General features: G+C 70.8%; 18 protein-coding genes. 12 read left to right on the top strand and 6 right to left on the bottom strand.

Annotated elements, in window-relative coordinates; genetic code table 11:
* Positions 1-572: 572 nt before the first annotated feature.
* Complete coding sequence (locus tag ACLJTM_RS16120; RefSeq protein ID WP_411104250.1) at positions 573-1493, top strand: peptidoglycan-binding protein; 921 nt, start codon at positions 573-575, stop codon at positions 1491-1493.
* A 79-nt stretch (positions 1494-1572) separates the two neighbouring features.
* Complete coding sequence (dacB, locus tag ACLJTM_RS16115; RefSeq protein ID WP_411104249.1) at positions 1573-3141, top strand: D-alanyl-D-alanine carboxypeptidase/D-alanyl-D-alanine-endopeptidase; 1569 nt, start codon at positions 1573-1575, stop codon at positions 3139-3141.
* 64 nt (positions 3142-3205) lie between these two features.
* Here the strand turns inward: dacB and ACLJTM_RS16110 are convergent, their stop codons facing one another.
* From ACLJTM_RS16110 to ACLJTM_RS16100, 3 genes are all read right to left on the bottom strand, one after another.
* Positions 3206-4051 carry a carbohydrate ABC transporter permease gene (locus ACLJTM_RS16110; RefSeq protein WP_411104248.1) on the bottom strand — a complete coding sequence of 282 codons (846 nt, stop codon included), beginning with the start codon at positions 4049-4051 and terminating at the stop codon, positions 3206-3208.
* Positions 4048-4938: a carbohydrate ABC transporter permease gene (locus ACLJTM_RS16105; RefSeq protein ID WP_411104247.1), complete on the bottom strand. Its 891-nt coding sequence runs from the start codon at positions 4936-4938 to the stop codon at positions 4048-4050. Before ACLJTM_RS16105 ends, ACLJTM_RS16110 begins: the two co-directional genes overlap by 4 nt.
* 138 nt (positions 4939-5076) lie before the next feature.
* The gene (locus ACLJTM_RS16100; RefSeq protein ID WP_411104246.1) at positions 5077-6372 is read right to left on the bottom strand and encodes an extracellular solute-binding protein; all 1296 of its coding nucleotides are present in this window, start codon (positions 6370-6372) and stop codon (positions 5077-5079) included.
* Positions 6373-6694: 322 nt separating this feature from the next.
* Between ACLJTM_RS16100 and ACLJTM_RS16095 the strand changes: the two genes are divergently transcribed.
* Together ACLJTM_RS16095 and ACLJTM_RS16090 are read left to right on the top strand one after the other, a co-directional pair.
* Complete coding sequence (locus ACLJTM_RS16095; RefSeq protein ID WP_411104245.1) at positions 6695-8209, top strand: glycoside hydrolase family 3 N-terminal domain-containing protein; 1515 nt, start codon at positions 6695-6697, stop codon at positions 8207-8209.
* On the top strand, positions 8206-9234 hold the full coding sequence (locus tag ACLJTM_RS16090; RefSeq protein WP_411104244.1) for an N-acetylglucosamine kinase: 1029 nt from the start codon (positions 8206-8208) through the stop codon (positions 9232-9234). The genes ACLJTM_RS16095 and ACLJTM_RS16090 overlap by 4 nt, the downstream gene beginning before the upstream one ends.
* A gap of 13 nt (positions 9235-9247) precedes the next feature.
* Here the strand turns inward: ACLJTM_RS16090 and ACLJTM_RS16085 are convergent, their stop codons facing one another.
* The gene (locus ACLJTM_RS16085) at positions 9248-9859 is read right to left on the bottom strand and encodes a helix-turn-helix domain-containing protein (protein ID WP_411104243.1); all 612 of its coding nucleotides are present in this window, start codon (positions 9857-9859) and stop codon (positions 9248-9250) included.
* Positions 9860-9996: 137 nt separating this feature from the next.
* Positions 9997-11577, bottom strand: coding sequence for a glycoside hydrolase family 10 protein (locus tag ACLJTM_RS16080; protein ID WP_411104242.1), 1581 nt, complete (start codon positions 11575-11577; stop codon positions 9997-9999).
* Positions 11578-11856: 279 nt separating this feature from the next.
* On the opposite strand from ACLJTM_RS16080, the gene ACLJTM_RS16075 reads away from it, so the two are divergent.
* From ACLJTM_RS16075 to ACLJTM_RS16040, 8 genes are all read left to right on the top strand, one after another.
* Positions 11857-13053, top strand: coding sequence for an anhydro-N-acetylmuramic acid kinase (locus ACLJTM_RS16075; protein ID WP_411104241.1), 1197 nt, complete (start codon positions 11857-11859; stop codon positions 13051-13053).
* 213 nt (positions 13054-13266) lie between these two features.
* Positions 13267-14877 (top strand): ABC transporter substrate-binding protein, encoded by a 1611-nt coding sequence (locus tag ACLJTM_RS16070; RefSeq protein WP_411104240.1) that lies wholly within the window; start codon positions 13267-13269, stop codon positions 14875-14877.
* A 76-nt stretch (positions 14878-14953) separates the two neighbouring features.
* A complete protein-coding gene (locus tag ACLJTM_RS16065; protein WP_411104239.1) occupies positions 14954-15880 on the top strand; it encodes an ABC transporter permease in 927 nt (308 codons plus the stop codon).
* Positions 15873-16802 carry an ABC transporter permease gene (locus ACLJTM_RS16060; RefSeq protein WP_411104238.1) on the top strand — a complete coding sequence of 310 codons (930 nt, stop codon included), beginning with the start codon at positions 15873-15875 and terminating at the stop codon, positions 16800-16802. Before ACLJTM_RS16065 ends, ACLJTM_RS16060 begins: the two co-directional genes overlap by 8 nt.
* A 7-nt stretch (positions 16803-16809) precedes the next feature.
* The gene (locus ACLJTM_RS16055; RefSeq protein ID WP_411104237.1) at positions 16810-17817 is read left to right on the top strand and encodes an ABC transporter ATP-binding protein; all 1008 of its coding nucleotides are present in this window, start codon (positions 16810-16812) and stop codon (positions 17815-17817) included.
* Positions 17807-18826, top strand: a complete 1020-nt coding sequence (locus ACLJTM_RS16050; RefSeq protein ID WP_411104236.1) for an ABC transporter ATP-binding protein — start codon at positions 17807-17809, stop codon at positions 18824-18826. The genes ACLJTM_RS16055 and ACLJTM_RS16050 overlap by 11 nt, the downstream gene beginning before the upstream one ends.
* Positions 18827-18891: 65 nt before the next feature.
* Entirely contained in the window at positions 18892-20880 is a 1989-nt protein-coding gene (locus ACLJTM_RS16045; RefSeq protein ID WP_411104235.1) for an N-acetylmuramoyl-L-alanine amidase, read from the top strand.
* 69 nt (positions 20881-20949) lie between these two features.
* A complete protein-coding gene (locus tag ACLJTM_RS16040) occupies positions 20950-22218 on the top strand; it encodes a peptidase C39 family protein (protein ID WP_411104234.1) in 1269 nt (422 codons plus the stop codon).
* Between the two features lie 210 nt (positions 22219-22428).
* On the opposite strand, the gene ACLJTM_RS16035 is transcribed toward ACLJTM_RS16040, so the two are convergent.
* Positions 22429-23070, bottom strand: coding sequence for a helix-turn-helix domain-containing protein (locus tag ACLJTM_RS16035; protein ID WP_411104233.1), 642 nt, complete (start codon positions 23068-23070; stop codon positions 22429-22431).
* Between the last annotated feature and the right edge of the window lie 81 nt (positions 23071-23151).

Here is a 23151-nt window from a genome sequence, read left to right as displayed (position 1 = left end):
CCCGCAGCGGCATCCAGCCCGGCTGACCGGCCGCGGCCACCGACAGCCCTGCCCCCTCCAGCCGACGCCGCGTGAGGGCGCGATGGCACCCGCGGCCGGAGACCGGCCACCGGTTCGCCCGGAACGGATTCCTGCGCCAGCTGTTGGCCACGAGGGGACGGCTGCCGGCAGTCGAGCCGGAACCGGCCCCCAGGCGCCCCGCAGCTGCCCGTCCGGCAGGTTGGCGCCACCGTCACCGAGCCGCACCGAGCCTTCACGGCCGATTCGGCGCAGCGCCGGGTTCCAAGAGTCCAGAGCACCCCCGGCTGCATCGACATCTCGTCTCTTCCGGGCCCGGGACAGCGGTCCCTACCGTGTGCCCACCACTCGCGCTCCGCCGTGGAGCGCCTGCGGGCGGCCTGCCTCCGGTACTCGTCCACGACCTCTGGTCGGTGCTGATCCCCCGTCGTCAAAGGCAGCCCCTCACGACCTCACAGACAGGATTTGTCATGCGCAACTCACTAATGGCCGCTCCTCCCGGCGCGGCAGGGCGCGTCACAGCCCGCCCGGCTGTACGTTCCGTGATCGCCCTGATGGTGACGGCCCTCCTCCTGGCTCTGGCCTCCGCCGTCCCCGCCCAGGCGTCGGCTCCCTCGTGGCCCGTGCTGCAACAGGGCGCCACCGGCAGTGACGTTGCCAGCTTGCAGTTCCTCCTGCGCCAGCGCCGGCAGACGGTCACGGCCCACGGGGTGTTCGATGCGCAGACCCGCAATGCCGTCGTCTCCTTCCAGACCTCGGCGCAGCTGGCCGGCGACGGCATCGTCGGCACCGACACCTGGTCGAAGCTGGTCGTCGGCATCGGCCCCGGGACGACCGAGTCGGACGCAGTGCGCGCCCTGCAGTTCCAACTCCGCAAGCACGGCTACGACGTTGCCACCGACGGGGTCTTCGGTCCGGACACCGCGCAGGCCGTCCAGGACTACAAGACCGTCCACCGGCTCACCGGCGGCGCCGCCGTCGGCGCCACGACCTGGCAGTATCTGCTGGGATCCGCTTCCAGCGCCGGCCCTCGGGGTGACTACGCGTTCATCATCCCGCGCAGCTCCGTCTTCAGCGGCCGCGAGAGCCTGCTGTGGCCCCACCACGACTACCCCGCGAGCGACATCGCAGCCGAGGAGTGGACCAAAGCCTTCGCCATCACGTCCGGAACCGCCCGCATCAACGGCGGGGCGAACGAGGCGTGCGGCCTCGGGCTGGCCATCGACGGTGACGACGGTGTGCGGTACCAGTACTGCCACCTCAACAGCCGGGTCGTCGCAGACGGCGCCCGCGTATCGCCCGGCCAACTGGTCGCGTACACCGGCAACACCGGGAGCTCGACCGGGCCCCACCTGCACTTCGGCATCTTCCGCAACGGAGCGTCGATCTGTCCGCAGCAGATGCTGATCGCCCTGTACGACGGCCTCCCGGCACCGTCGCCCTGGTCCCTGCCGGCCTCCGGCTGTTCCTCCTGACGTTCCGGCCGCCCGGCCGAGTGGCCGGGACGTCCCGTCCCGGCCGCTCGGCATCCCGACGAGACACGATGGAGACGTGATGCGTCCAGCCGTCCGACGCCGTGTGCTGCTCCCGACGACCGTGGCCCTGTGCGCCGCTCTGCTGGTGCCCCCCTCACCGGGCGCCGCCGACGACACCACCACGGCCGCCCGGTCCGCCGATCTGGCGGCCGACCTCGACCTGCTCCTCGCCGACCCCGCCCTGGCGGGTGCGCACGCCTCGGTGCAGGTCGCGGACGCTGCTTCGGGGCAGGTCCTCTACCAGCGCCAGGAAGATACGCTGATGCTGCCGGCTTCCACCCTGAAGGTGGCCACGGCGGCGGCAGCCCTCCAGTTGCTCGGTCCCCAGCACCGGTTCGCCACCGAGGTGCGGACCGCGGGGCGGCGTACCGGCGCCGTCCTGCACGGAGACCTGGTCCTGCGGGGCGGCGGAGACCCCAGCCTGCTCGCATCCGACCTCGACGCACTGGCCCGGAACCTGGCCGCAGCCGGCATCCGCCAGGTCACGGGACGACTGCTGTTCGACGATTCCCGCTACGACAGCGTCCCCCTCGGACCGGGATGGGCCTGGGATGACCAGCCGTACTACTTCAGCCCGCAGATCTCGGCACTGACCATCGCCCCGGACGAGGAATTCGATGTGGGGACCGTCAAGGTCACCCTGACTCCGGCCGCGCCCGGAGGCTCAGCAGGGGTGACGGTCACGCCCGCCGCCGCACTCGTGCGGTTCACGGGGCACATCGCCACGGGGCCGCCGGGCAGCGCATACACCGCCGAGGCGGTCAGAAAGCTGGGGACCAACGAGATCAGCCTGTCGGGAAGCATCCCCGCGGACCACGGTCCGGCTGAGGAGTGGGTCACCGTGGACGATCCGGCCGCCGTGACGGCGACCGTGTTCGCGGCGGCGCTGCGCCGGTACGGGGTCCGGATCCGTGAGCCGCAGCGGGCGGAGGGGCCGGTGTCGGACGGCCTCGTTCTCGCCAGGCACGACTCGGCTCCCCTCTCCGATCTGCTCGTGCCCTTTCTGAAACTCAGCAACAACGGCATCGCCGAACACCTGGTCAAGGAGATCGGCCGGGTGAAGAGCGGCGAAGGCAGTTGGCGGGCCGGCCTCGAAGAGGTCAGGCGTGCTCTCCCCACCGGCGACCTGCACGGGGACCGCAACCAGGCCGACGGGTCAGGTCTGTCCCGCTACAACCTGATGAGTGCTCGGCAGTTCACGGCGCTCTTGACCTTCGCCCGCCGTCAGCCCTGGTATGACGCCTGGTACCGGGCCCTTCCGGTCGCGGGCGACCCGCGGCGGATGGTCGGGGGAACGCTGGCCAGGCGGATGCAGGGGACCGCGGCGCAGGGGAGGGTGCACGCCAAGACCGGCAGCATGTCCGGAGTGGATGCCCTCACCGGTTACGCCGAGGACGCGAACGGCAGAGTGCTGGCGTTCACCGTTCTCGTGAACAACGTCGCCGGGGCCGGCCCACGACCCGTCATCGACCGGATCGCCATCCGCCTGGCGGGTGGCGAGGGCGCCGCGGGGGCCCTCACCGGCCCGGCGCCGGCCCCCGCGTCCGGGGCCCGCCAGTGGGAGGACTGCCCCGAGGGCCGCTGCTGACCGCCTGGCGCGGGAAGGTCCGGCACCCGGTGACGGGTGCCGGACCTTCCCGCGTGCATCGGACTCAGCCCTTGACCGCCCCGGCGGTCAGACCGCCGGCGATGTGGCGCTGCACCAGCATGAAGAAGACGACGACCGGTACCGCGACCATCGTCGAGCCGGCCATGAGGGCGCCGTAGTCGGTGCCTTCCGAGGTGACGAAGTGGGTCAGCCACAGCGGGACGGTGTGCTTGTCCGGGCTCCCGAGCAGGAAATAGGCGAAGAGGTACTCGTTCCAGGCCAGGACCATGGAGTACACCGTGGTGGCGATGAGCCCGGGCAGGGTGAGCGGAAGGACGATCCGCCACAACGCCTGCATCCTGCTGCATCCGTCCACCATCGCCGCTTCGTCCAACTCCCGTGGCACCGAAGCGATGAAGCCGCGCAGCGTCCAGACGGCGAAGGGCAGGATGAAGGCCAGGTAGGTGACGACCAGGCCGGTGACGCTGTCCGACAGCCCCGCATCGCTGAGTGTCAGGAAGATCGGGATGACCAGAGCCACGTGCGGAACCATCTGCACCAGCATGACCACGGTGACGTAGACCCCTCGGCCGCGGAAGCGGAACCTTGCGAGGGCCAGAGCGGAGACGAAGGCCACGGGCACGGCCAGCAGTACCGTCACGCCGGTCACCAGGGCGCTGTTGCCCACCGCGTCCCAGAACAGCGGATCCGAGGCCACTTTGCCGAAGTGCTGCAGGGTGGGCCGTGCCGGCCACAGTTGCGGGACGGCGGCGTGGATGTCCGGGCCGGGTTTGAGTGCCGTCGCGGCCATCCAGTAGACCGGGAAGATCCATACGAGGGCCACGGCCAGTCCCGCAGCCGTCCATACCGTGCGCCGGGGGCCGGCGCCGGTTCGCGCGGGGGCGCTCACGGCGTGTCTCCGATCTTCGTGATCTGGCGCAGGTAGACCACCATCACGCCCACGAGGAGCAGGACGGTGAGCACGGCGCCGGCCGAGGCCAGGCCGTAGTCGTGACCGGCGTAGGCCTTCACGTAGGAGTAGATGCCCAGGGTGTAGTAGTCGGAGGCGGGCGCACCATGGCGCAAGATCCAGATCTGGTTGAACACCTGGAAGTCCCAGATCACCGACAGCGTGGTGAGCAGTGCGAGCAGCGGGCGCAGTACGGGAACGGTCACGTGCCGGAACAGGGTCCAGGAGCCGGCGCCGTCCATGCGGGCGGCCTCCACCAGTTCCGGTGGTATCTGCACGAGCCCCGCGTAGACGGTGACGGCTATGAGGGGGACGGCTCCCCACACCACGATGGCCGTCGCCACGGTGAGGCCCAGGGTGGCGTCGCCGTACCAGTCGTAGGGGGTGATGCGCAGCGCCCAGTTCACCACCCCCGAGTTGTACTCGGTCATCCAGGCGAAGATCTCTGTGGAGATGAAGGTGGGGACCGACCAGGCGAGTACGAGGGCGAAGACGATCGTGCGCCGGCACCATGCGGCCACGCGCTGCATGAGCAGGGCGACGGCGACCCCCAGGAGCATCGAGGCCCCGGCCATCACGGAGGTCAGCACGAGGGTGCGCGCCAGCACGGTCCAGAACTCTGCGTCGGCGAGCAGCTGCGTGTAGTTGTCCAGGCCGACGAACTCGGGTCCGGCGGGGCTGAAGATCTGGCTGACACCCCAGTGCTGCGTCGACAGGACGAGGACCTTCCCCAGCGGGTAGGCCAGCACGGCGATGAGGACGAGGAGAGAGGGCCCGATCAGCACGTAGGGGGTGGGGTCGGGACGGCGGCGCCGCGGGAGTGGCACGACCGGGCGTGTGGCGGGGCGCGGAGGTGTTCGGGTCAGGGCTTCGGGTGAGGGCACGGCTGGGGAGTCCTTGGTTCGTCGGGGCCGGGACGCCTCGGGCGGCGTACGGACGCGCGAGGTGAGGCCACTGCGGGCGGATCAGGAGGCGTTGAGTACCCCTTCGATCTTCTTGCCGTACGCAGCGGTGGCTTCCTCGGGCGTGGACTTCCCCGAGGCGATGTCGACCAGCATCTGCTTGACGAGGTTGGCCTTCTCCACGGCGGCCCAGTTCCTGGCCGGCGGCACGCTCCAACTCTTCTCCAGTCCCTGGAAGTAGCCGGCGCGCTGCGGGTCGTCGGAGGTCAGCGTCATGGTATTGGCGAGGAAGCCGCCGGCCAGGAACTCCTTCTGCCGCTCCGTGGCGGTGAACTGCCGCACCCATTCACTCGCCCACTGCTGGTGGGCGCTCTTGGCCGGCACGGCGAGGACGGAACCGCCGAGGTAGGGCGGAGCGACCTCGCCGTCCCTGGTGGGGCTCGGCATCGGGAAGGATCCGATCTTCTCCTTGAGAGCGGGGTCCCCCTCGGGGCCGAAGACCTTGACCATCTGTCCGTTGGTACTGAAGGACATGGCGGCACGGCCTGCGGCCAGAGCGGGCGCTGCGCCCAGGTCGTTGGCGGTGCGGTCGCCCCGCATGCCCGCGTCCACGAGGGTCTTCCAGTTCTTCAGACCGCTGAGGGAAGAAGGCGTGGACAGCTGCGATGTCCACCGTCCCTCCGCGTTCTGCGAGGCGATGGAGCCGCCCGCGTCGAACACGAACGGCAGGGCGCCGTAGGGGTGTTGGCCCGGCAGGAAGAAGGGGGAGAAGTTCGTGTTGTCCCGGTTCTTGTCCGCGAGTGCCTGCACCGCGTCCTGCAGCTCCTTCCACGTCGTGGGCGCCTTGGTCACCCCCGCTTCGGCCAGGAGGTCCTTGCGGTAGACCACGGCGCGCGTTCCGCCGTAGTAGGGCACGCAGAACAGCTTCTGCCCGACCGCGCACGCGTCGAGGAGGCCCTTCTGCCAGGTGGCACTGTTGTCGAACGTGCCGCGCTGCCCGCCGAGGTCGATGAAGGCTCCCGCCGCGGTGTACTGGGCGGTCTCGCTGTTGCCCAACTCGATCACGTCGGGGACCTTGTCGGCCTGCGCGGCCGCGTCGAACTTCGACAGGTGGTCAGCCCATGCCTGGTAGGACACGGTGACGGTGACGTCGGGGTACTTCTTGCGGAACTCCGCGGTCGCCGCTTCCACCGACGTGGGCCACAGGCTCTGCGCCTCCGCCTGCAGCCACACGGTCAGGGTGCCCTTGTCGGCGGCATCGGCTTGGGCTGCGCCGGTGCTGGGCGAGGTGGACGTGCAGGCGGTCAGGGACGCGGCGAGGCACAGCGTGACCACGGCACACGGCGAGAGGCGCTTCATCGAAAGTCCTGTCTGGAGAGTCTGGGCAATGCTGAGGTCGGCCCGCTCGGGCCGTCGGGCGGCGGCCCGGCATCTGCGGGGCGGCTGCGCGGCTGCCGGGTCCACGCCCCCGCGAAGGGGCAGAAGGGGTGGATGGCCGACCGGAACGACGAGGGCAGATTCTCAACTTGCCTCGTCCGCGGTCCAAGGAAGCCCCAGAAGTTCACCGGGGGTGAACCCTGCGGGACACCGAGCAGGTTTGGCAGCGGCAAACCTGAACCCGTCCGCGCATGCACCCCTGCGTACAGTGCCGCGCACACCCTCCTTCGAAAGGGAAGACCTCATGCCCGGTTCCCTTGCGCACCACCCCGATCAGGAGCTGCGACGCCTCGCGGAGACGGTGCTCCAACCGGGGTTCGACGGCGCCCGTCCCCCCGACTGGCTCCTACGGCGCCTGCAGGCGGGGCTCGGCGGCGTCCTGCTCTTCTCCCGCAACTCCCCCGGCGTCGCAGCGACCCGGCTCGTGACCGATGCGATCAAGGCCGAGAATCCCGAAGCGGTCGTCGCGGTCGACGAAGAGGGCGGGGCGATCACCCGTCTGGAAACGGCACGGGGCAGCTCCTGGCCGGGCAACGCGGCAACCGGCCGCATCGATGATCCGGCAGTGACACGGGAACTCGCGGCAGACCTGGGCGCGTTCATCGCGCGCACGGGGATCTCGTTGAACTACGCCCCGGCGGCCGATGTCAACTCCGACCCCCGCAACCCGGTCATCGGGGTGCGTTCCTTCGGGACGGACGCCCCGTCGGTGGCCCGGCACACCGCGGCCTTCGTCCGTGGCATGCAGTCCGCGGGAGTGGCTGCCTGCGCGAAGCACTTCCCCGGTCACGGCGACACGGCAGTCGACTCCCACCTTGCGCTTCCCGTGCTGCGGACATGCCGTCAGACCCTGTGGGAGCGGGAACTGGTTCCCTTTCGCGCTGCCATCGCCGCCGACGTCCAAGCCGTCATGGCCGGCCACCTGCTCGTACCCGCCTGGGACCGGACGCGTCCGGCGAGTCTGAGCCCCGCACTCCTGGGTGGGCTGCTGCGCAAGGAACTCGGCTTTGACGGCGTGATCGTCACGGACGCCCTGGACATGAAGGCTCTCGACCCCTCCGCGACCCTCCCCGGCCTCGCCCTCCAGGCGTTGGCAGCGGGCGCAGACCTCATCTGCCTCGGCGCCCGTCTGCTGGGCGAAGAAGCCCTCCTCGCGGTGCGTGACCGCATCGTCGAGGCAGTGACCGCCGGAGAGCTGCCCGCGGAGCGCCTCGCGGAGGCGGCCGGACGCGTGCGACACCTGGCCGCGTGGCAGCGCGCCGCCGCGTCCGAGGCCGCCGCGGGCTCCCCGGAGGCACTGCGGACCCCCGCGGGTGCCGCTGCGGCGCGTGCTCTGGACCTCACCGTCCACCAGTCCCCGCACCCCTTGCCCCTGAGGAAGCCGCCCGTCGTCATCACCCTCGACACGCCTCCCCCCACCGCGGCCGGGCCCCGCACGGCCTGGGGTATCAGCGCCCTGCTGACTCAGCGGATGCACGGCACCGCATCGGTCGTCCTCCGCCCGGGGGAGGACGAGGACATACTGGGCCCCTACCTCGATGACGGGAGGCGCCCCCTGGTGATCGTCGTACGCGACCACCTGCGTGATGCGTGGGCGAGCCGTGTCCTGGCAATGATCATGGCGCGGCGTCCCGATGCCGGCGTGGTCGACATGGGCCTACCCGGCCCCTCCCGGCCGGGCGCCTGGCACCTGGCCACCTACAGCCCTTCGGCCGTTTCCGCCCACGCAGCCGTCGATCTGATCGCGGGGCGCCGGTGAGCACGCCGCCGGGCCCGCCCCTGATCCTCGGTGTCGACGCCGGAGGCACCAGCACCCGCTGCCTGGTCATCGGCCTGGACGGGCGCGTATACGGGCGCGGGCGCGCGGCGGGCGCCAACCGGTATTCCGGCGCCGACCCGTCCTGCGCTCTGCACTCGGCCATGGAGTCCGCGCTGAACGGCGTCGACCGGCGCCGTGTCGTCGCAGGCCACATCGCCCTGGCCGGCGCCGCCGGGGCCGACCTGCCCGGCCTCCGGGCCCAGGCCGCCACCCGGTGGGAGGCACTGGGCCTGCAGGGTGGCCTCAGCGTCGGCGACGACCTGGCCGCGGCCGTGGCGGCCGGCACCGATGCCGCCGACGCCCTCCTCCTCCTCGCCGGGACCGGGGCCGTGTCCGCGGCATACCGGGGACATCGGCTCGTCGCCCGCAGCGACGGCTACGGGTGGCTCCTCGGGGATGAAGGATCGGGCGTGTGGATCGGCCGCCAGGCCTTGACCCGTGCACTGGCCGCACTCGACGGCAGGGGCCCGCGCACAGCGCTCACCCCTCTCGTGACGGAGCACCTGCAGCTTCGGCCCGAGCCGCTGGGCACGGCCACGGACCAGGGGCGAGACATCGTCCGAGCGGTGCACGCCGCGCCGCCGGCCGCCATGGCACGCCTCGCACCCGTGGTCGACGGGGCGGCACGCCGTGGTGATCACGTGGCTCGTGCCATCGTGGAAGAGGCGGCCGGCCTGCTCCTCACCAGCCTTCGCGCCGCACGGAAGGCCGCCGCCATGGAAGGGGCCCGGGTCCCGCTGGTGCTGGCGGGCGGGCTCCTCACCGCCGACACACTTCTGGCCGAAGCCGTGGAAACCCGCCTGCGGGCCCACCACCTGCACGAACCGGTGCGCCGGGCGCAGGACGGTGCGGCCGGCGCGGCCGCCATCGCCCTGCGCCGGCTCCCCGCTGGTCTCGTGCCTGCCGGGGACGTGCCGCGGCTGCACCGGTTGATCGCCGGGCTGGGAGACCAGGCGGCCGGGTAGCTCGGCAGGCGGCTCAGCCGACGAGGAGGAAGGTCGTACCCGCCTGCAGGGCGGTGAGACGGTGACGGCAGTCCGCGTCGAAGTGGAGGGATTCCCCGCCGCGTAGGAGATGCCGGCGGCCGTCGACTTCCGCGCGCAGGACGCCGGACAGGACGTGGCAGAACTCCTCGCCCGCGTGCCGCCTCATACCGGCGTGGTGGGCCGGGGTGCCCTCGCACTGACGGACCGTGAACGCGCCCCCGTCCTGCCCGGTCAGGCGACGGCTCCTGCCCACCTCCGGAGGGAGGCCGAGCACCGGGAAGACCGGGGACCGCGTCGCGAACGCTCCGCTACGCCGGGAGCTCGAAGGCCACGAGAACGTGGCGTCCGTGGCACCGAGGACCGCGGCGATACGGACCAGCGTGTTGAGCGTCGGATTGCAGCGGCCGCCTTCGACCTGGCTCAGGTATCCCTTGGACAGGCCGCTGCGGTCGCTGACCTCACGGAGGCTGAGCCCCGCACGCTGACGCGTCCACTTGATGCGCTGACCGACGACGACGGCAGCAGAGCACGCCGTGGCAGGGTCCGGGTCCGGGTCCCGTTCCCGAGCGGACGGGCCTACGGACAGGGGGGAGGCATGGGGCACAGGTGACTCCGCACGTCGGGGAAGCAGGGGCGCTGCATCCAGCAGAGCCCCTGCCTCCACCCTTCGTACATGCCTCTCCGCGCCTGTTCACCAGTGGTGAACAAACGTGCTGTGAGGTGCTGTTCGGCCGGACAGGATCAGTAGGACAGGCGCATCGTGGCACTCGGCCGGCTTTCACGACCGACGCGGTCGACCGCGGTGGCCACGTACCAGGCGTGGCGGGAGCCCGCCGGGTCCTCGAAGCGGCCCGCCGGCGCCGGCACCAACGCCGTCAGGTGCGCCGCGTCGAGAGGGGGGCGGGGACCGGGGTGGCTGTCGTACCGGTAGACGGCGAACTGGAGGGGGCGAGGCGCGCCCGCGCCGTGGCCCGCCGTCAGTCGCAGCCCTCTCTCCCCGTGTCGCGGGGGCAGGATGAGGGGGCGCGCCGGCGCTGCGCCCGAGGCGAGGCGGGGCAGGACGGGGACCAGGGCGGGGCGCTGCCAGTGGTCGGCGGCCATGCGGGTGACGGAGCCCAGCCGGTCGGCCCACACGTCCTTGGCGCTGAAGAGGATGTCCCCGCTGACCGCCTCCAGGGTGCTGTTGAGCGAGAGGTGGCGGGACAGCTCCGCAGGGTCTTGCCAGGGGGCGGGCTGGCCGGCCGCGCCGGCCTTGTAGACGGACTGGCCGATCCAGAGCTGGGTGCCGGTGCCCACCGTCTGAGCGGCCCACCAGGGCGCGAGCCGTCCGTAGTCGGCCGCGGCGAGGCCGATGTTCCAGTACAGCTGCGGGGCTATGTAGTCGAGCAAGCCGTTGCGGACCCAGCCGCGGGTGTCGGCGTGCAGGCCGTCGTAGGACTGGAAGGCGGTGGTGGGTGAGCCGGCCGGATCGCTGGAGTCGTTGCGCCAGACACCGAAGGGGCTGATCCCGAAGGCTGCTTCGGGGCGGGCGGCGCGTACGAGGTCGCGCATCTCGCGGACCATCAGATCGACGTTGTGCCGTCGCCAGGCGGCGCGGTCGGGGAAGCCGCTGCCGTGGGCGGCGTAGGCGTCGTCGTCGGGGAAGGCCTGGCCTGCGACCGGGTAGGGGTAGAAGTAGTCGTCGAAGTGAACGCCGTCGATGTCATAGCGGTGGACCGCGTCCATCATGGCGCGCTGGCAGAACTCCCTGGCCTGCGGGACGCCCGGGTTGTAGTACAGCTTGCCGCCGTAGGAGACGGTCCATTCCGGGTGCAGACGGGCTGCATGGTCGGGAACGAGCCTGGTGGGGTCGGGCTGCATGGAGACGCGGTACGGGTTGAACCAGGCGTGGAAGGCCAGGGCGCGCTCGTGGGCGGCCCGGACCATGAAGTCCAGCGGGTCCCATCCGGGGTCCTGGCCCTGGGTGCCCGTCAGCCACTGGGACCAGGGCTCCAGCGGGGACGGCCAGAACGCGTCCGCAGTCGGCCGGATCTGGACGAACACGGCGTTCAGGCCCAGCGTCCGCGCCCGATCGAGCTGGCCGATGAAGTCGGCGCGCAGGCGCTCGGGGGTCAGCCCGGGGGCAGCCGGCCAGTCGATGTTGACCACGGAGGCGATCCACAGTCCGCGCAGTTGGTGCTTTGCCGCGGCGGGCGGGGTGGCGTGGGCCGGGGATGCCGCCGGAAGGGCGCCCGTTGCCGCGGCGGTGACGGCGCCCATCGCGGCCAGGAGCCGCCGGCGGGAGAAGGCACGGTTCGGAACCGGATGGTGCGACGGGGTCATGGATGTCCTCCAGTTGCCAAGGTGTGGAAAGGGGTGACGGGGTGCGGAGCCGACCGTGAGCCTGCGCGGTGTCGCAACGGTCGGCTCGGCCACTGTGCTCGTGCACCCTGAACGCCCGTCAATGACGTGGACGGCGTCGAGCCTGAAGTCCTCTGGCGGTGAACTTGCCCCGGCGCACATCGCTCGTGCGCGCCCGGCTCCCTACCGTGCGAAGCGCGCACCCGCACGGGTGGGTCGCACTCCCGGCAGAACACGCCGCATGGCAAAGGGGCAACAGCAGTGAAAATCCTCGGAATGATCTCCGGCACCTCGCACGACGCCATCGACACGGCAGTCGTCGAGCTGCGGTGCGAAGACCGCGTCCTCCACGGCCGCGTCCTCAGCACCGGGGCGGTCCCCTACTCCGAGGCTCTGCGTCGCCGGCTCAGGGACTGCCTTCCTCCGCATCCGACGACGGCAGCAGAGGTGTGCCGGCTGGACACGGAGGTGGGACAGGCATTCGCCGACGCGGCGGCGGCGGCGGCGGCCACCGCTGAGGTAGGGGGTGTCGATGTGATCTGCTCCCACGGGCAGACGCTCTTCCACTGGACGCGGGAGCGAACGGTGCTCGGTACCCTCCAGATCGGACAGCCGGCCTGGACGGCTCAGCGGACCGGCACGCCGGTGGTGTCGGACCTGCGGGTACGCGATGTCGCTGCCGGGGGGCAGGGCGCTCCCCTGGTCGCTCACCTGGACACCCTGCTCCTGAACGGGCTGCAACTGCGGGGCGGGGCCACGGGGCGCGCAGGGGCACTGAACCTCGGGGGCATCGCCAACCTCACCGTGGCCGCGACGGCCACTGATCGTCGTACCCACGCCTACGACGTGGGGCCCGCGAACGCGCTGATGGACGCTGCGGTACTGGCCGCGACGCGCGCCCCGTTCGACCGAGACGGCGCCCTCGCCGCCCAGGGGGTGGTCGACGCCGCCCTGCTCGACACATTGCTCGACGAGGAGTACTACCGGCTGCCGGCTCCCAAGAGCACCGGCAAAGAACTCTTCAACGGCGGGTACCTGGAGCGGGTACTCCGGGCCCGTGAACCGGTCCCGCTGACCGACCTGTTGGCGACGCTGGCCGCGCTGACCGCTCGTACGGTCGCGGACGAGATCCTGCGGCACCGCCTCGACACGGTCATCGTCTCGGGCGGGGGCAGTCACAACCCCGTCGTGATGGGCGCCCTGGCCGAACGGCTGCCGCACACCGCGTTGCTGCCGAGCAGCACGATCGGGGTGCCCGGGGACGCCAAGGAGGCCATCGCGTTCGCCGTGATCGGCTGGCACACCGTACACGGGCTGCCCGCCACGCTGCCGGACTGCACCGGGGCGACCGCAGCGAGTGTCCTGGGCTCCCTGACACCGGGCGCCGGGCCGTTGGTGCTGCCGCGGGCGCTGTCCCCGGCGCAGGCGCCCGACCAGGCCGTCTTCACCTCCGGCTGAGACGCTCCCGCGCGTGCGGTTCGACGACTCGGCGATGTCGCGAAACAGCCCTTCGACATCCTGTCGATCGCCGGTGGTCGCCGGCGCTCCTACGGTGATGGCCACGAAGGACGGTGGCGCCCGGGCCGAGCAGGGCGTCCCGCCTCGACGCACGCACCATTCCCCGGCACAGCCTTCCCACACTGCGGTGGGATCCGAGAGGAACAGCGGCACATGACTCATCCCTGGCACAGAACACTCGCCCCGCTGGCGCTCGTCGCAGCGCTCACCGTGGCGCTGAGCGCCTGCGGCGGTGGTACCACGGACCGCGGAGAGGGTTCCGGCAAGCCCGGCGGCACCTTCTCGGTCGCACTGACCGAGCCGGACCACCTCATACCGGGGCAGACGACCAGCAGCTATGCACTGCAGGTCATCCAGGGGCTCTTCGACTCACCCGTGACGCTCGACCCCGAGGACGGGCACGTCGTCCCCCTCGCCGCCGAAAGCGTGAACTCGCCCGACCAGCAGCACTGGACGGTGAAGTTCCGAGCCGGTGCCGTCTTCCACAACGGGGAGAAGGTCACCGCGCAGAGCTTCGCGGATGCCTGGAACGCCGCCGCCTTCGGCCCCAACGCCTGGGAGACGAACTACTACTTCGCCCAGATCGAGGGCTACGACCAGATGAACCCGGCGGAAGGGCGGCAACCGGCGTCGGACAAGCTCTCGGGACTGAAGGTGCTCGACGAAACGACCTTGCAGGTGGACCTCAACGCCCCCTTCAGCCAGTTCCCGATGATGCTCTCCTTCCCGGCGTTCGCCCCGCTGCCCTCGGCGGCCTTCACCGACGCCAAGGCCTTCGACCTCCGGCCGGTGGGCAACGGCCCGTTCGAGATGGACGGCGACTGGCAGCACAACCAGAAGATCTCCCTCAAGCGCGCCGCCTCCTACAACGGGACACGCACACCGAAGGCCGATGCGGTCGACTTCAAGATCTTCACGAGCAAGGACACCGCCTTCACGGAACTGCAGGCCGGCAACGTCGACATCGTGACCACCGTTCCCGCCGCGCGGGCGGCGGAGGCCAAGCGCAGCTTCGGCAAGCGGTACTCCGTCAGGCCCAGCGGGACGATGGACTACCTCGGCCTGCCCCTGGGAGAGAAGCGGTTCGCGGACCCGAAGCTCAGGCGGGCCCTGTCGATGGCGATCGACCGCGAGGGCATCACCCAGGCCGTCTACAACGGCGTCTTCACTCCCGCCGACTCCCTCGTCGCGAAGATGGTTCCCGGGCACCGTCCCGGTGCGTGCGGGGAGACGTGCACGTACAACCCGGCGAAGGCCAAGGCCCTCTTCGACGAGGCCGGGGGGCTGTCCGGCCCGCTGGAGCTGTACTTCTCGAACTCCGACCCCACCTATGAGCAGTGGATGACGTCGGTCGCCCAGCAGTTCAAGCAGAACCTGGGCATCAAGGACGTCGTCTTCCGCAAGATGGCCAACGCCGACCTCGGCCCCCTGCTCAACGAGCGCAAGAGCACCGGCCCCTACCGGCAGAACTGGGTCATCGACTACCCGAGCATGCAGAACTACCTCGACGGGCTGTTCAACTCGGACAACCGCATGGGCTGGAGCAGCGCGCGGTTCGACGCCCTCGTCGCGCAGGGCAATGCGGCTCCGGAGACCGACCTGGGCCCCTACCAGAGCGCCGAGGACATTGCGCTGCAGGAACTGCCCCTGATCCCGCTGTGGAACTGGCAGGACCAGTCCGCCTGGAGCCCCAGGGTGGGCAGCGTCGTCATCGACCCCTATGTCACCGGCCTGCACCTGGACAAGGTCACCGTCACCTCCTGACCACCGGCCGGTTCGACACCCGCACACCTCGTCGGCCTCCTTCCCGGGGCCGGCACCGGACACAGGGGCCGCTCCCATGGGCAGATTCATCGCCCGGCGCCTGCTGCACGCGATACCCGTGCTGCTGGCCACGACTTTCCTCATCCACACCCTCGTCTTCGTCCTGCCCGGGGACCCCATCCAGGGGTTGGCGGGCGACCGCCCGGTTCCACCGGCGGTCCTCGCCGAGCTGCACGACCGCTACCATCTCGACGACCCCCTCCTCGTGCAGTACGGCAGCTACCTCGCAGGGCTCCTCTCGGGTGACTTCGGTACCACCTTCAGCGGGCAGCCCGTCGCCGATGTGCTGGCCCGGCGCTGGCCGGTCACGGTGAAGCTGGCCCTGACCGCCTGGTTCTTCGAGACCGTCCTCGGCATCGCGCTCGGTGTGTGGGCCGGTCTGAACAAGGGCCGGTGGGCGGACAGACTCGTCCTGGCCGGCACGACGGTGGTCATCGCCGTTCCGGTCTACATCGTCGGCTACCTGGCCCAGCTCTTCCTCGGCGTGCGCCTGGGCTGGTTCCCGGTCTCGGGCGAGGAAGCGGGATGGCCCACCGCCTACCTGCTGCCGGGGCTCGTCCTCGCTTCCTTCGGCCTCGCGTACGTCGCCCGTCTCACCCGCTCCTCCCTCGCGGAAAACCTCCGGGCCGACTACGTCCGCACCGCCGACGCGAAGGGCCTCAGCCGCCGCCGTGTGGTCGTCAAGCACACCCTGCGCAATTCGCTCATCCCGGTGGTGACGTTCCTCGGGGTCGAACTGGGCTCCCTCATGGCCGGGGCCATCGTCACCGAGTACATCTTCAACCTCCCCGGCGTGGGCCAGCAGGTGTTCCAGTCCATCCAGCTGCGCGAAGGGCCCACGGTCGTGGGCATCACCACCGCCTTGGTCATGGTCTTCGTCCTGGCCAATCTGCTGGTCGACATCCTGTACGGCCTGCTCGACCCGAGGATCCGACATGCCTAGCCCCGCACCGGTCCCCACCAAGGACCTCCTGCTCCCTCCCCCCGCGGCCGGCGCACCCGACACCACGGCGCCTGCCTCGCTGAGCAGGGACGCCTGGCGCGAACTGCGCGCCCGGCCGCTGGTGTGGACCTGCCTGACCGTCATCGCGGTGATCGTTGCCATGGCGGCCCTCCCCTCCCCCTTCATCGCCTTGCTGACGGACGACAACGGCCGGTGCGAACTGGTGAACTCCAAGGCCGGGCCGACTCCGGGCCACCCGTTCGGCTTTGACCTGCAAGGATGCGATTACCTCGCACAGGTGGTCCGGGGCAGCCGGCCCTCCCTGGTCGCCGGCCTGGCCGTGACCGCCGGCGCACTGGCGCTGTCGCTTCTCCTGGGTCTGTTCGCGGGCTTCTACGGCGGCTGGCTCGACAGCCTGCTGTCGCGCATCACGGATGTCTTCTTCGGGCTGCCCTTCATCCTCGGAGCCACCGTCATCCTGGTGGCCTTCCCCGATCACGGACTGGGGGCCATGGCCCTGGTCCTCGTCGCCCTCGGCTGGACCACGATGACGCGCGTCATGCGCTCACAAGTGATCGCCGTCAAGGACAGCGACTACGTCCGGGCGTCACTGATGTGCGGCGCGCGCCCCGCCCGCCTGATGTTCCGGCACATCCTGCCCAATGCCATCACCCCCGTGGTCGTGGTGGCCATGCTCAACATCGGCAACGTCATCTCCGGTGAGGCAACGCTCGACTTCCTCGGTGTCGGACTGCAGTACCCCCAGGTCTCCTGGGGGCTGCAACTGAACGCCGCCCAGAGCCACTTCCTCGACCACCCCCATCTGCTGGCCTTCCCCGCACTGCTCCTCTCCGCGACCGTCCTCAGCTTCATCCTGCTGGGAGATGCGGTTCGGGACGCCTACGACCCGAAGCTGAGGTGACCGCCCGATGCCGGCCGATCATGCACCCGAGGCACCGCTCCTGGAGGTCGACGACCTCCACGTCGAGTTCCGCACCCCGCACGGCGTCGTCCAGGCGGTCAACGGACTGAGCTACTCCCTGTACTCCGGCCAGACGCTGGCCCTGCTGGGTGAGTCCGGATCCGGCAAGTCCGTGGCTGCGCAAGCCGTCATGGGTCTGCTGCCCACCCCTCCCGCGCACATCACACGCGGGCAGATCCGCTTGCACGGCAGCGACCTGCTCCATCTGAGCGAGCGCGAGCACCGCAAGGTGCGCGGCAGCCGTATCGCCATGGTCTTCCAGGACGCCCTGTCCGCTCTCAATCCCGTCCTCACCGTGGGCGACCAGATCAGCGAGATGTTCCGTGTGCACCGCGGCATGGACCGGCGCGAAGCACGCAGGAAGTCGGTCGACCTCATGGACCGGGTCAAGATCCCGGCCGCGGCACAGCGGCTGGACGACTACCCCCACCAGTTCTCCGGCGGAATGCGCCAACGGGTCATGATCGCCATGGCCCTCGCCCTGGAGCCCGAGGTCGTCATCGCCGACGAACCCACCACGGCGCTGGACGTCACCGTCCAGGCCCAGATCATGCGGCTGCTGCGCGAGCTCCAGCAGGAAACCGGCATGGGACTGGTGCTGATCACCCACGACCTCGGCGTCGTGGCTTCCGTCGCCGACCGCATCACCGTCATGTACGCGGGGCGCGCCGTCGAAGAGGCCGAGACCCGAGCGTTGTACGGCGACGCCCGCCACCCGTACACCCGCGGCCTGCTGGACTCGATTCCCCGTCTGGACCGCCTGGACCACGCCCTGCTGCCCATCCCCGGTTCGCCTCCGGACCTGGCGCGTCTGCCCACGGGCTGCTCGTTCCACCCGCGGTGCCCACGCACGGCGCCGCCCTGCACACAGCAGCGACCGGACCTCCTCCCCGCGGGCGCCCCCGGTCACCGCAGCGCCTGCCACTTCTCCCAGGAGGTGCGCCGTGGCACCTGACATCCACAGCAGTGAACCGATCCTGCGCCTGCACGGCGTGGCCAAGCACTATCCGCTGACCCGCGGAGTCGTGTTCAAGCGCCCGAGCGGCGCCGTACGCGCCGTGGACGGCGTCGACCTGGAGCTCCGCCGCGGTGAGACCCTCGGCCTGGTCGGTGAGTCGGGCTGCGGCAAGTCCACCCTGGCCTCGGTGATCATGGGTCTGGAAGCGCCGACCTCCGGCTCCGTGACCATCGACGGCCGCGATCTGTCCCTGATGGGCCGCGGCGAGCTGCGGTCGATGAGACGGCGGGTCCAGATGGTCCTCCAAGACCCCTACACCTCCCTCAATCCCCGCCTGACCGTGGGCGAGATCATCGCCGAGCCACTGGTCATCCACCCCGGCACCACCTCCCGCGAGCGCCGCGAACGCGTCGCCGAGCTCCTGCAGACGGTGGGGTTGGATCCCGGCCACGCCCAGCGCTATCCGCACCAGTTCTCCGGAGGGCAACGCCAACGCGTGGGAATCGCCCGCGCACTGGCGCTCGGCCCGGACCTCCTCGTCTGCGACGAGCCCGTCTCGGCACTCGACGTGTCCGTCCAGGCACAGGTGCTCAACCTCCTCGCGGACCTGCGCACCCGCCTGGGTCTGGCCTGCCTGTTCATCGCCCACGACCTGGCCGTGGTGCACTACCTGTGCGACCGGATCGCCGTCATGTACCTGGGTCGGATCGTGGAAACGGGGACACGGGCGCAACTGCACGCCGGCGCCCACCACCCGTACACCCGTGCACTGCTGTCGGCCGTTCCGCTGCCCGACCCCACGGCGAAGCAGCACGGGGAGGAGATCATCCTCGAAGGCGATCTGCCCTCGCCGGCCGCGCCGCCGTCCGGCTGCCGCTTCCGCACCCGGTGCCCCTACGCGCGGCCGCAATGCGCCGCGGAGGAACCGGAGCTGACGATCCGCCCGGGCACCGGCCATCCGACGGCCTGCCACTTCCCCCTCCCTGCACCGGGCCCGGCGCACTGACCCCGCCCCGGGCCCGGCCAGGCCCCGTCCCGCTTCACCTCGAACACGAGACAAGGAGCACCACCATGTCCATCCCCCTCAGGGCCCACGCGGGCCCGCTGCACGGTCGGATGCGCCGCGCGGCCCTGGCGGCTCTGGTCGCCGCCGGACTCCTTCCGACTCTCCTGAGCGTGCCCCGGGCGCAGGCGAGTGAGCCCGCCCCGGGGGCACGGGCCCAGGCGTTCACCGCGGCCTCCCAGCGCTACCACGTACCCGAATCGGTGCTCCTGGGCGTCTCCTACCTGCAGAGCCGCTGGGATGCCCACGGCGGATCCCCCAGCAGCGACGCCGGGTACGGTCCGATGCACCTGACCGACGCCCGGGGCGCCCTGGCGGCCCTGCCCCACCACAGCGAGGGCAGCGAGGACCCGCGCGGACAGGACGAGAAGCTGCGGCGGGTGCACCACCCCGAGACCGACCCCGACTCGCTGCCGCCCGAACTCCAGACGCTGACCGAGGCGGCCCGGCTCACAGGGTTGTCCGCGGACGCGCTGAGGAACGAACCGGCGGCGAACATCGCGGGTGGTGCCGCCCTGCTCGCCGCCCACCAGGCGGCGCTGGGCGAGCCCGTGAGCACGGACCCGGCCGACTGGTACGGGGCGCTCGCCCGCTACTCCGGCGCAGCCGACGAGGAGACCGCCCGGGCGTACGCCGACGAGGTGTTCGCCGTGATCGCCGAGGGGCCCGAGCGGACCACCGACGCAGGGGGCGGAACCGTACGGCTGCCGTCCGCGCGGGTGGCCCCCAGGACCGGACAGCTCGCCAGGCTGGGGCTGCGCGCGTCAGCCGCCGGCGCCGAATGCCCCCGCAACCTCGGCTGTGAGTGGATCCCGGCGCCCTACCAGAAGCTGTCGGAGGAGCCTGGCGATTTCGGCAACCACGATCTGTCCGACCGGCCGAACAACCAGAAGATCGACTACATCGTCATCCATGACACCGAGGCGACGTACCCGGTGACCTTGAAGCTGGTGACCGACCCGACCTATGTGTCCTGGCACTACAGCATGCGCTCTGCCGACGGGCACATCGCCAATCACCTCAAGGCCAAGGACGTCGGCTGGCACGCCGGCAACTGGTACGTCAACTCCAAGGCCGTGGGCATCGAGCACGAGGGCTTCCTCGCTCAGGGCGGCCAGTGGTACACCGAGGCGATGTACCGCCGCTCCGCGCGCCTGGTGCGCCATCTGGCCAGGAAATACGACGTCCCCCTCGACCGGGCGCACATCGTCGGGCACGACAACATTCCGGGCACCCTCGCAGCGAACGTGGGAGGCATGCACCAGGACCCCGGTCCCTACTGGGACTGGGCGCACTACTTCGACCTCATGGGCGCGCCGTTCAAGGCCCAGGGCAGTGCCCGCGCGTCCGGTCTGGTCACCATCAACCCCGACTACGCCGCGAACACCGAACCGTACTACTGCGGCGACAACGGTGAACCGTGCCCCGAACACGGCTCCGCCTCGATCACCCTGCGCACCGAACCCCGTGACGACGCGCCGCTCGTCACCGACATCGGCATCCGCCCCACCCCGGGTACCTGGTCCGTGTACAACCACGCGGCACGGGTCAGCACCGGTCAGCAGTACGCCGTCGCAGATCGCCGGGGCGACTGGACGGCCATCTGGTACCTGGGGCAGAAGGGCTGGTTCCGCAATCCCACCAGCAAGCCGACCGCCGTACCCGCCCGTGGCATGACGGTCGTCGCCAAGCCCGGCAGGACATCCGTCCCCCTCTACGGCCGCGCCTATCCGGAACCGGCCGCCTACCCGGCGGGTATCCCCGTCCAAGCGGTCTCCCCCCTGCAGTACGTACTCCAGCCGGGTCAGCGCTACAGCGTCGGACAGCAGGTCAACGGCGAGTATTACCATTCCAAGACCTTCGACCTCGCGTCGCACACCGTGGTGCGCGGCAAGAACGTGTACTACCAGATTCAGTTCGGCCATCGCTTCCTGTTCGTCAACGCCGAGGACGTGCAGGTGGTGCCCAGTTGGCGCCCCGTTCCCACGACGGAATGACCCCGGTACCGTGGGCGTCGGCGCTTCGTGCCGACGCCCACGGGCCGTCGCACATGAGAGAGAAGAAGGATGCACAAGTCAGGCAATGGCGCTACCTCCCAGGTCGGCACACGCGGTGCTCCCTCTGCTGCCGGCACGCCTGCCTGCAGCCTCCTGCGCCACTGGGCGGACGAGTCCGCATTCCGTGCGGGCGACCTGGCGGGCCTGGCCGTGGCCGGGGGAAGCGGGCGGTTCGCCGGGCACAGCGCCGTCGTCTGGCGCTCGGCAGCCGGCCGGTCCCGGTACGCCGACCCGTTCGGTCACGGCGCCGTGGAATGGGAGTATGCGCGCTGGACCTCGCCGTGGACGGACATCGGTTTCGAGGCGGCCGAGCTCATCCCGTCATGGAGCGCGAGCACCCCCCTGGGCAGCAGCCTCTCCGTGCGCGTGCAAGTGCGCGACGCGGAAGGCCTGGAATCCGCTTGGTTCACCCTCGCCCACTGGGCTGCTGACGACCAGGTGGTCCACCGTACGACCGTCCCCGGCCAGACGAGCCCCTTCGGATCCGTCGAGGTCGACACCCTTGTCGCCCCTCCGGCCCGCCTCTTCGGCGCGTACCGGCTCGGCATCGATCTCCTGCGGACTCCGGATGCCCGGGTTTCGCCGGAGCTCTACAGCGTGTCCGTCCTCGCATCGGCCCCGGCGGGGCCCGCGCCGCGCGCGGTGAGCGGACCCGGAGGGGCGTGGGGAACCGTCCTGGACGTACCCCAGCGGTCGCAGGAGGTCCACACCGGCCACTGCCCCCAATACGACGGCGGAGGGGAGGCATGGGCGGGGCCGGCATGTACGGCGATGATGGTCAGCCATTTCGGCCGCGGGCCGACCCCCGCCGAACTGGCATGGATCGACCCCGGCGATCCCGCCCCCGACGTCGACTTCACCGCGCGCGGGGTATACGACTATGCCTACCGGGGCTGCGGAAACTGGGCATTCAATGCCGCCTATGCGGCGCGTTTCGGCCTTTTGGGCTTCGTGACGCGGCTGCCGTCGCTGACGGAAGTCGAACGGTTCATCCGTGCCGGAATTCCGGTGGCCACCGCCCAGGCGTTTCGCAGCACTGAGCTGTCGGGCGCAGGTTATTCGACCGCCGGCAACATCATGGTGGTGTGCGGTTTCACCGATACGGGAGACGTCGTGGTGAACGACCCCCTCTCCCCGTCCGACGAGGCGGTCCGCCGTACCTATCCGCGCGCTGATTTCGAGCGGGTATGGCTGGTGGGCGGCGGCGGGGCCGTCTACATCGTCCACCCGCCGGAGCGCGCACTTCCGTCTCGGACAGCCGGCCTCCCCTGCTGGTAGTCGGTCAGTGTGAGGAACCCTTTCGCAGGAAAGGGTTCTTCGGCATGCCCGCCGGGCTTCAGATCGCCGTTCGCTTTTCCGGCGCATCGACGCGTGGTCGTCGATGCGGAAAAGCATCTCGACGTTTTGTCGATCGCCGTCCCGGCGGCGCGCTTCGTAGCGTGGCGTGCTGTGAACCTTTCCTCACGCCACCAGGGTTTTCGCCGCGGGTCACACGCGTCGCGGTGCACCGACTGCGGGGCCTGCCACCACCAGCAGGAACCGTCCGTGCGCGTCGAGAGCGGCGATACGGTGCGGGACACCGCCGTCGTAGTGGAGCGTCTCCCCCGCCTCCATCACGAACCGTTCGGCCCCCACCTCCGCTTCGACGTGACCCGCCATGACCACGCACAGTTCCTCACCGGCGTGCGTGGTGGGAAAGGCGTGGTGGGCCGGGGTGCCTTCGGCGAGAACCGCCTCGAAGCGGCGGGATCCGATGCCGGTGAGGGGGTAGGTGCGGCCCTCTCCGGACGGCCACTGCCTGCCCTCCCGTGCCGGGCGGTGGGTGGTGACCAGCGGCGGAGTGAGACCGGCCCGCCCGGGGGCCGGGGGGCCGCCGCCCAGCAGGACCGACAGCGGGGTCTCGACAGCCTCCGCCAGCCGTTGGAGGGAGTCCAGTGTCGGATTGGCCTTTCCGGATTCGAGCTGGCTGAGGAAGCTCTTCGACAGGCCGCTGCGCTGGGCGAGTCCGTCCAGCGTCAGGCTCAGCCGGATGCGGGCCGCCTGCAGGCGTATCCCGAGTCGCCCTGCCGCCCCGGCTCCCGGCCCCCCGGGCCGGACCACCGGCTGTCGTCTTGCGTGCGCATCCTCCACGGAAGCTCCCTTCGAAACAGCGCAAGTGGTCAGCGCTCGCCTGGTGGTTGTGCTCTCACGCTACAAGTCCTCCGTCCGCTC

Source organism: Streptomyces sp. cmx-4-9, from assembly GCF_046548835.1.
Taxonomy (GTDB): domain Bacteria; phylum Actinomycetota; class Actinomycetes; order Streptomycetales; family Streptomycetaceae; genus Streptomyces.
This window is presented reverse-complemented; position numbering and strand designations above follow the sequence as displayed.

Bases quoted from the DNA above. Each gene is read 5' to 3' on its own strand.
- ACLJTM_RS16120 (WP_411104250.1), top strand. From the start codon at position 573: ATGGTGACGGCCCTCCTCCTGGCTCTGGCCTCCGCCGTCCCCGCCCAG.
- dacB (WP_411104249.1), top strand. From the start codon at position 1,573: ATGCGTCCAGCCGTCCGACGCCGTGTGCTGCTCCCGACGACCGTGGCC.
- ACLJTM_RS16100 (WP_411104246.1), bottom strand. From the start codon at position 6,372: ATGAAGCGCCTCTCGCCGTGTGCCGTGGTCACGCTGTGCCTCGCCGCG.
- ACLJTM_RS16095 (WP_411104245.1), top strand. From the start codon at position 6,695: ATGCCCGGTTCCCTTGCGCACCACCCCGATCAGGAGCTGCGACGCCTC.
- ACLJTM_RS16080 (WP_411104242.1), bottom strand. From the start codon at position 11,577: ATGACCCCGTCGCACCATCCGGTTCCGAACCGTGCCTTCTCCCGCCGG.
- ACLJTM_RS16070 (WP_411104240.1), top strand. From the start codon at position 13,267: ATGACTCATCCCTGGCACAGAACACTCGCCCCGCTGGCGCTCGTCGCA.
- ACLJTM_RS16065 (WP_411104239.1), top strand. From the start codon at position 14,954: ATGGGCAGATTCATCGCCCGGCGCCTGCTGCACGCGATACCCGTGCTG.
- ACLJTM_RS16060 (WP_411104238.1), top strand. From the start codon at position 15,873: ATGCCTAGCCCCGCACCGGTCCCCACCAAGGACCTCCTGCTCCCTCCC.
- ACLJTM_RS16055 (WP_411104237.1), top strand. From the start codon at position 16,810: ATGCCGGCCGATCATGCACCCGAGGCACCGCTCCTGGAGGTCGACGAC.
- ACLJTM_RS16045 (WP_411104235.1), top strand. From the start codon at position 18,892: ATGTCCATCCCCCTCAGGGCCCACGCGGGCCCGCTGCACGGTCGGATG.
- ACLJTM_RS16040 (WP_411104234.1), top strand. From the start codon at position 20,950: ATGCACAAGTCAGGCAATGGCGCTACCTCCCAGGTCGGCACACGCGGT.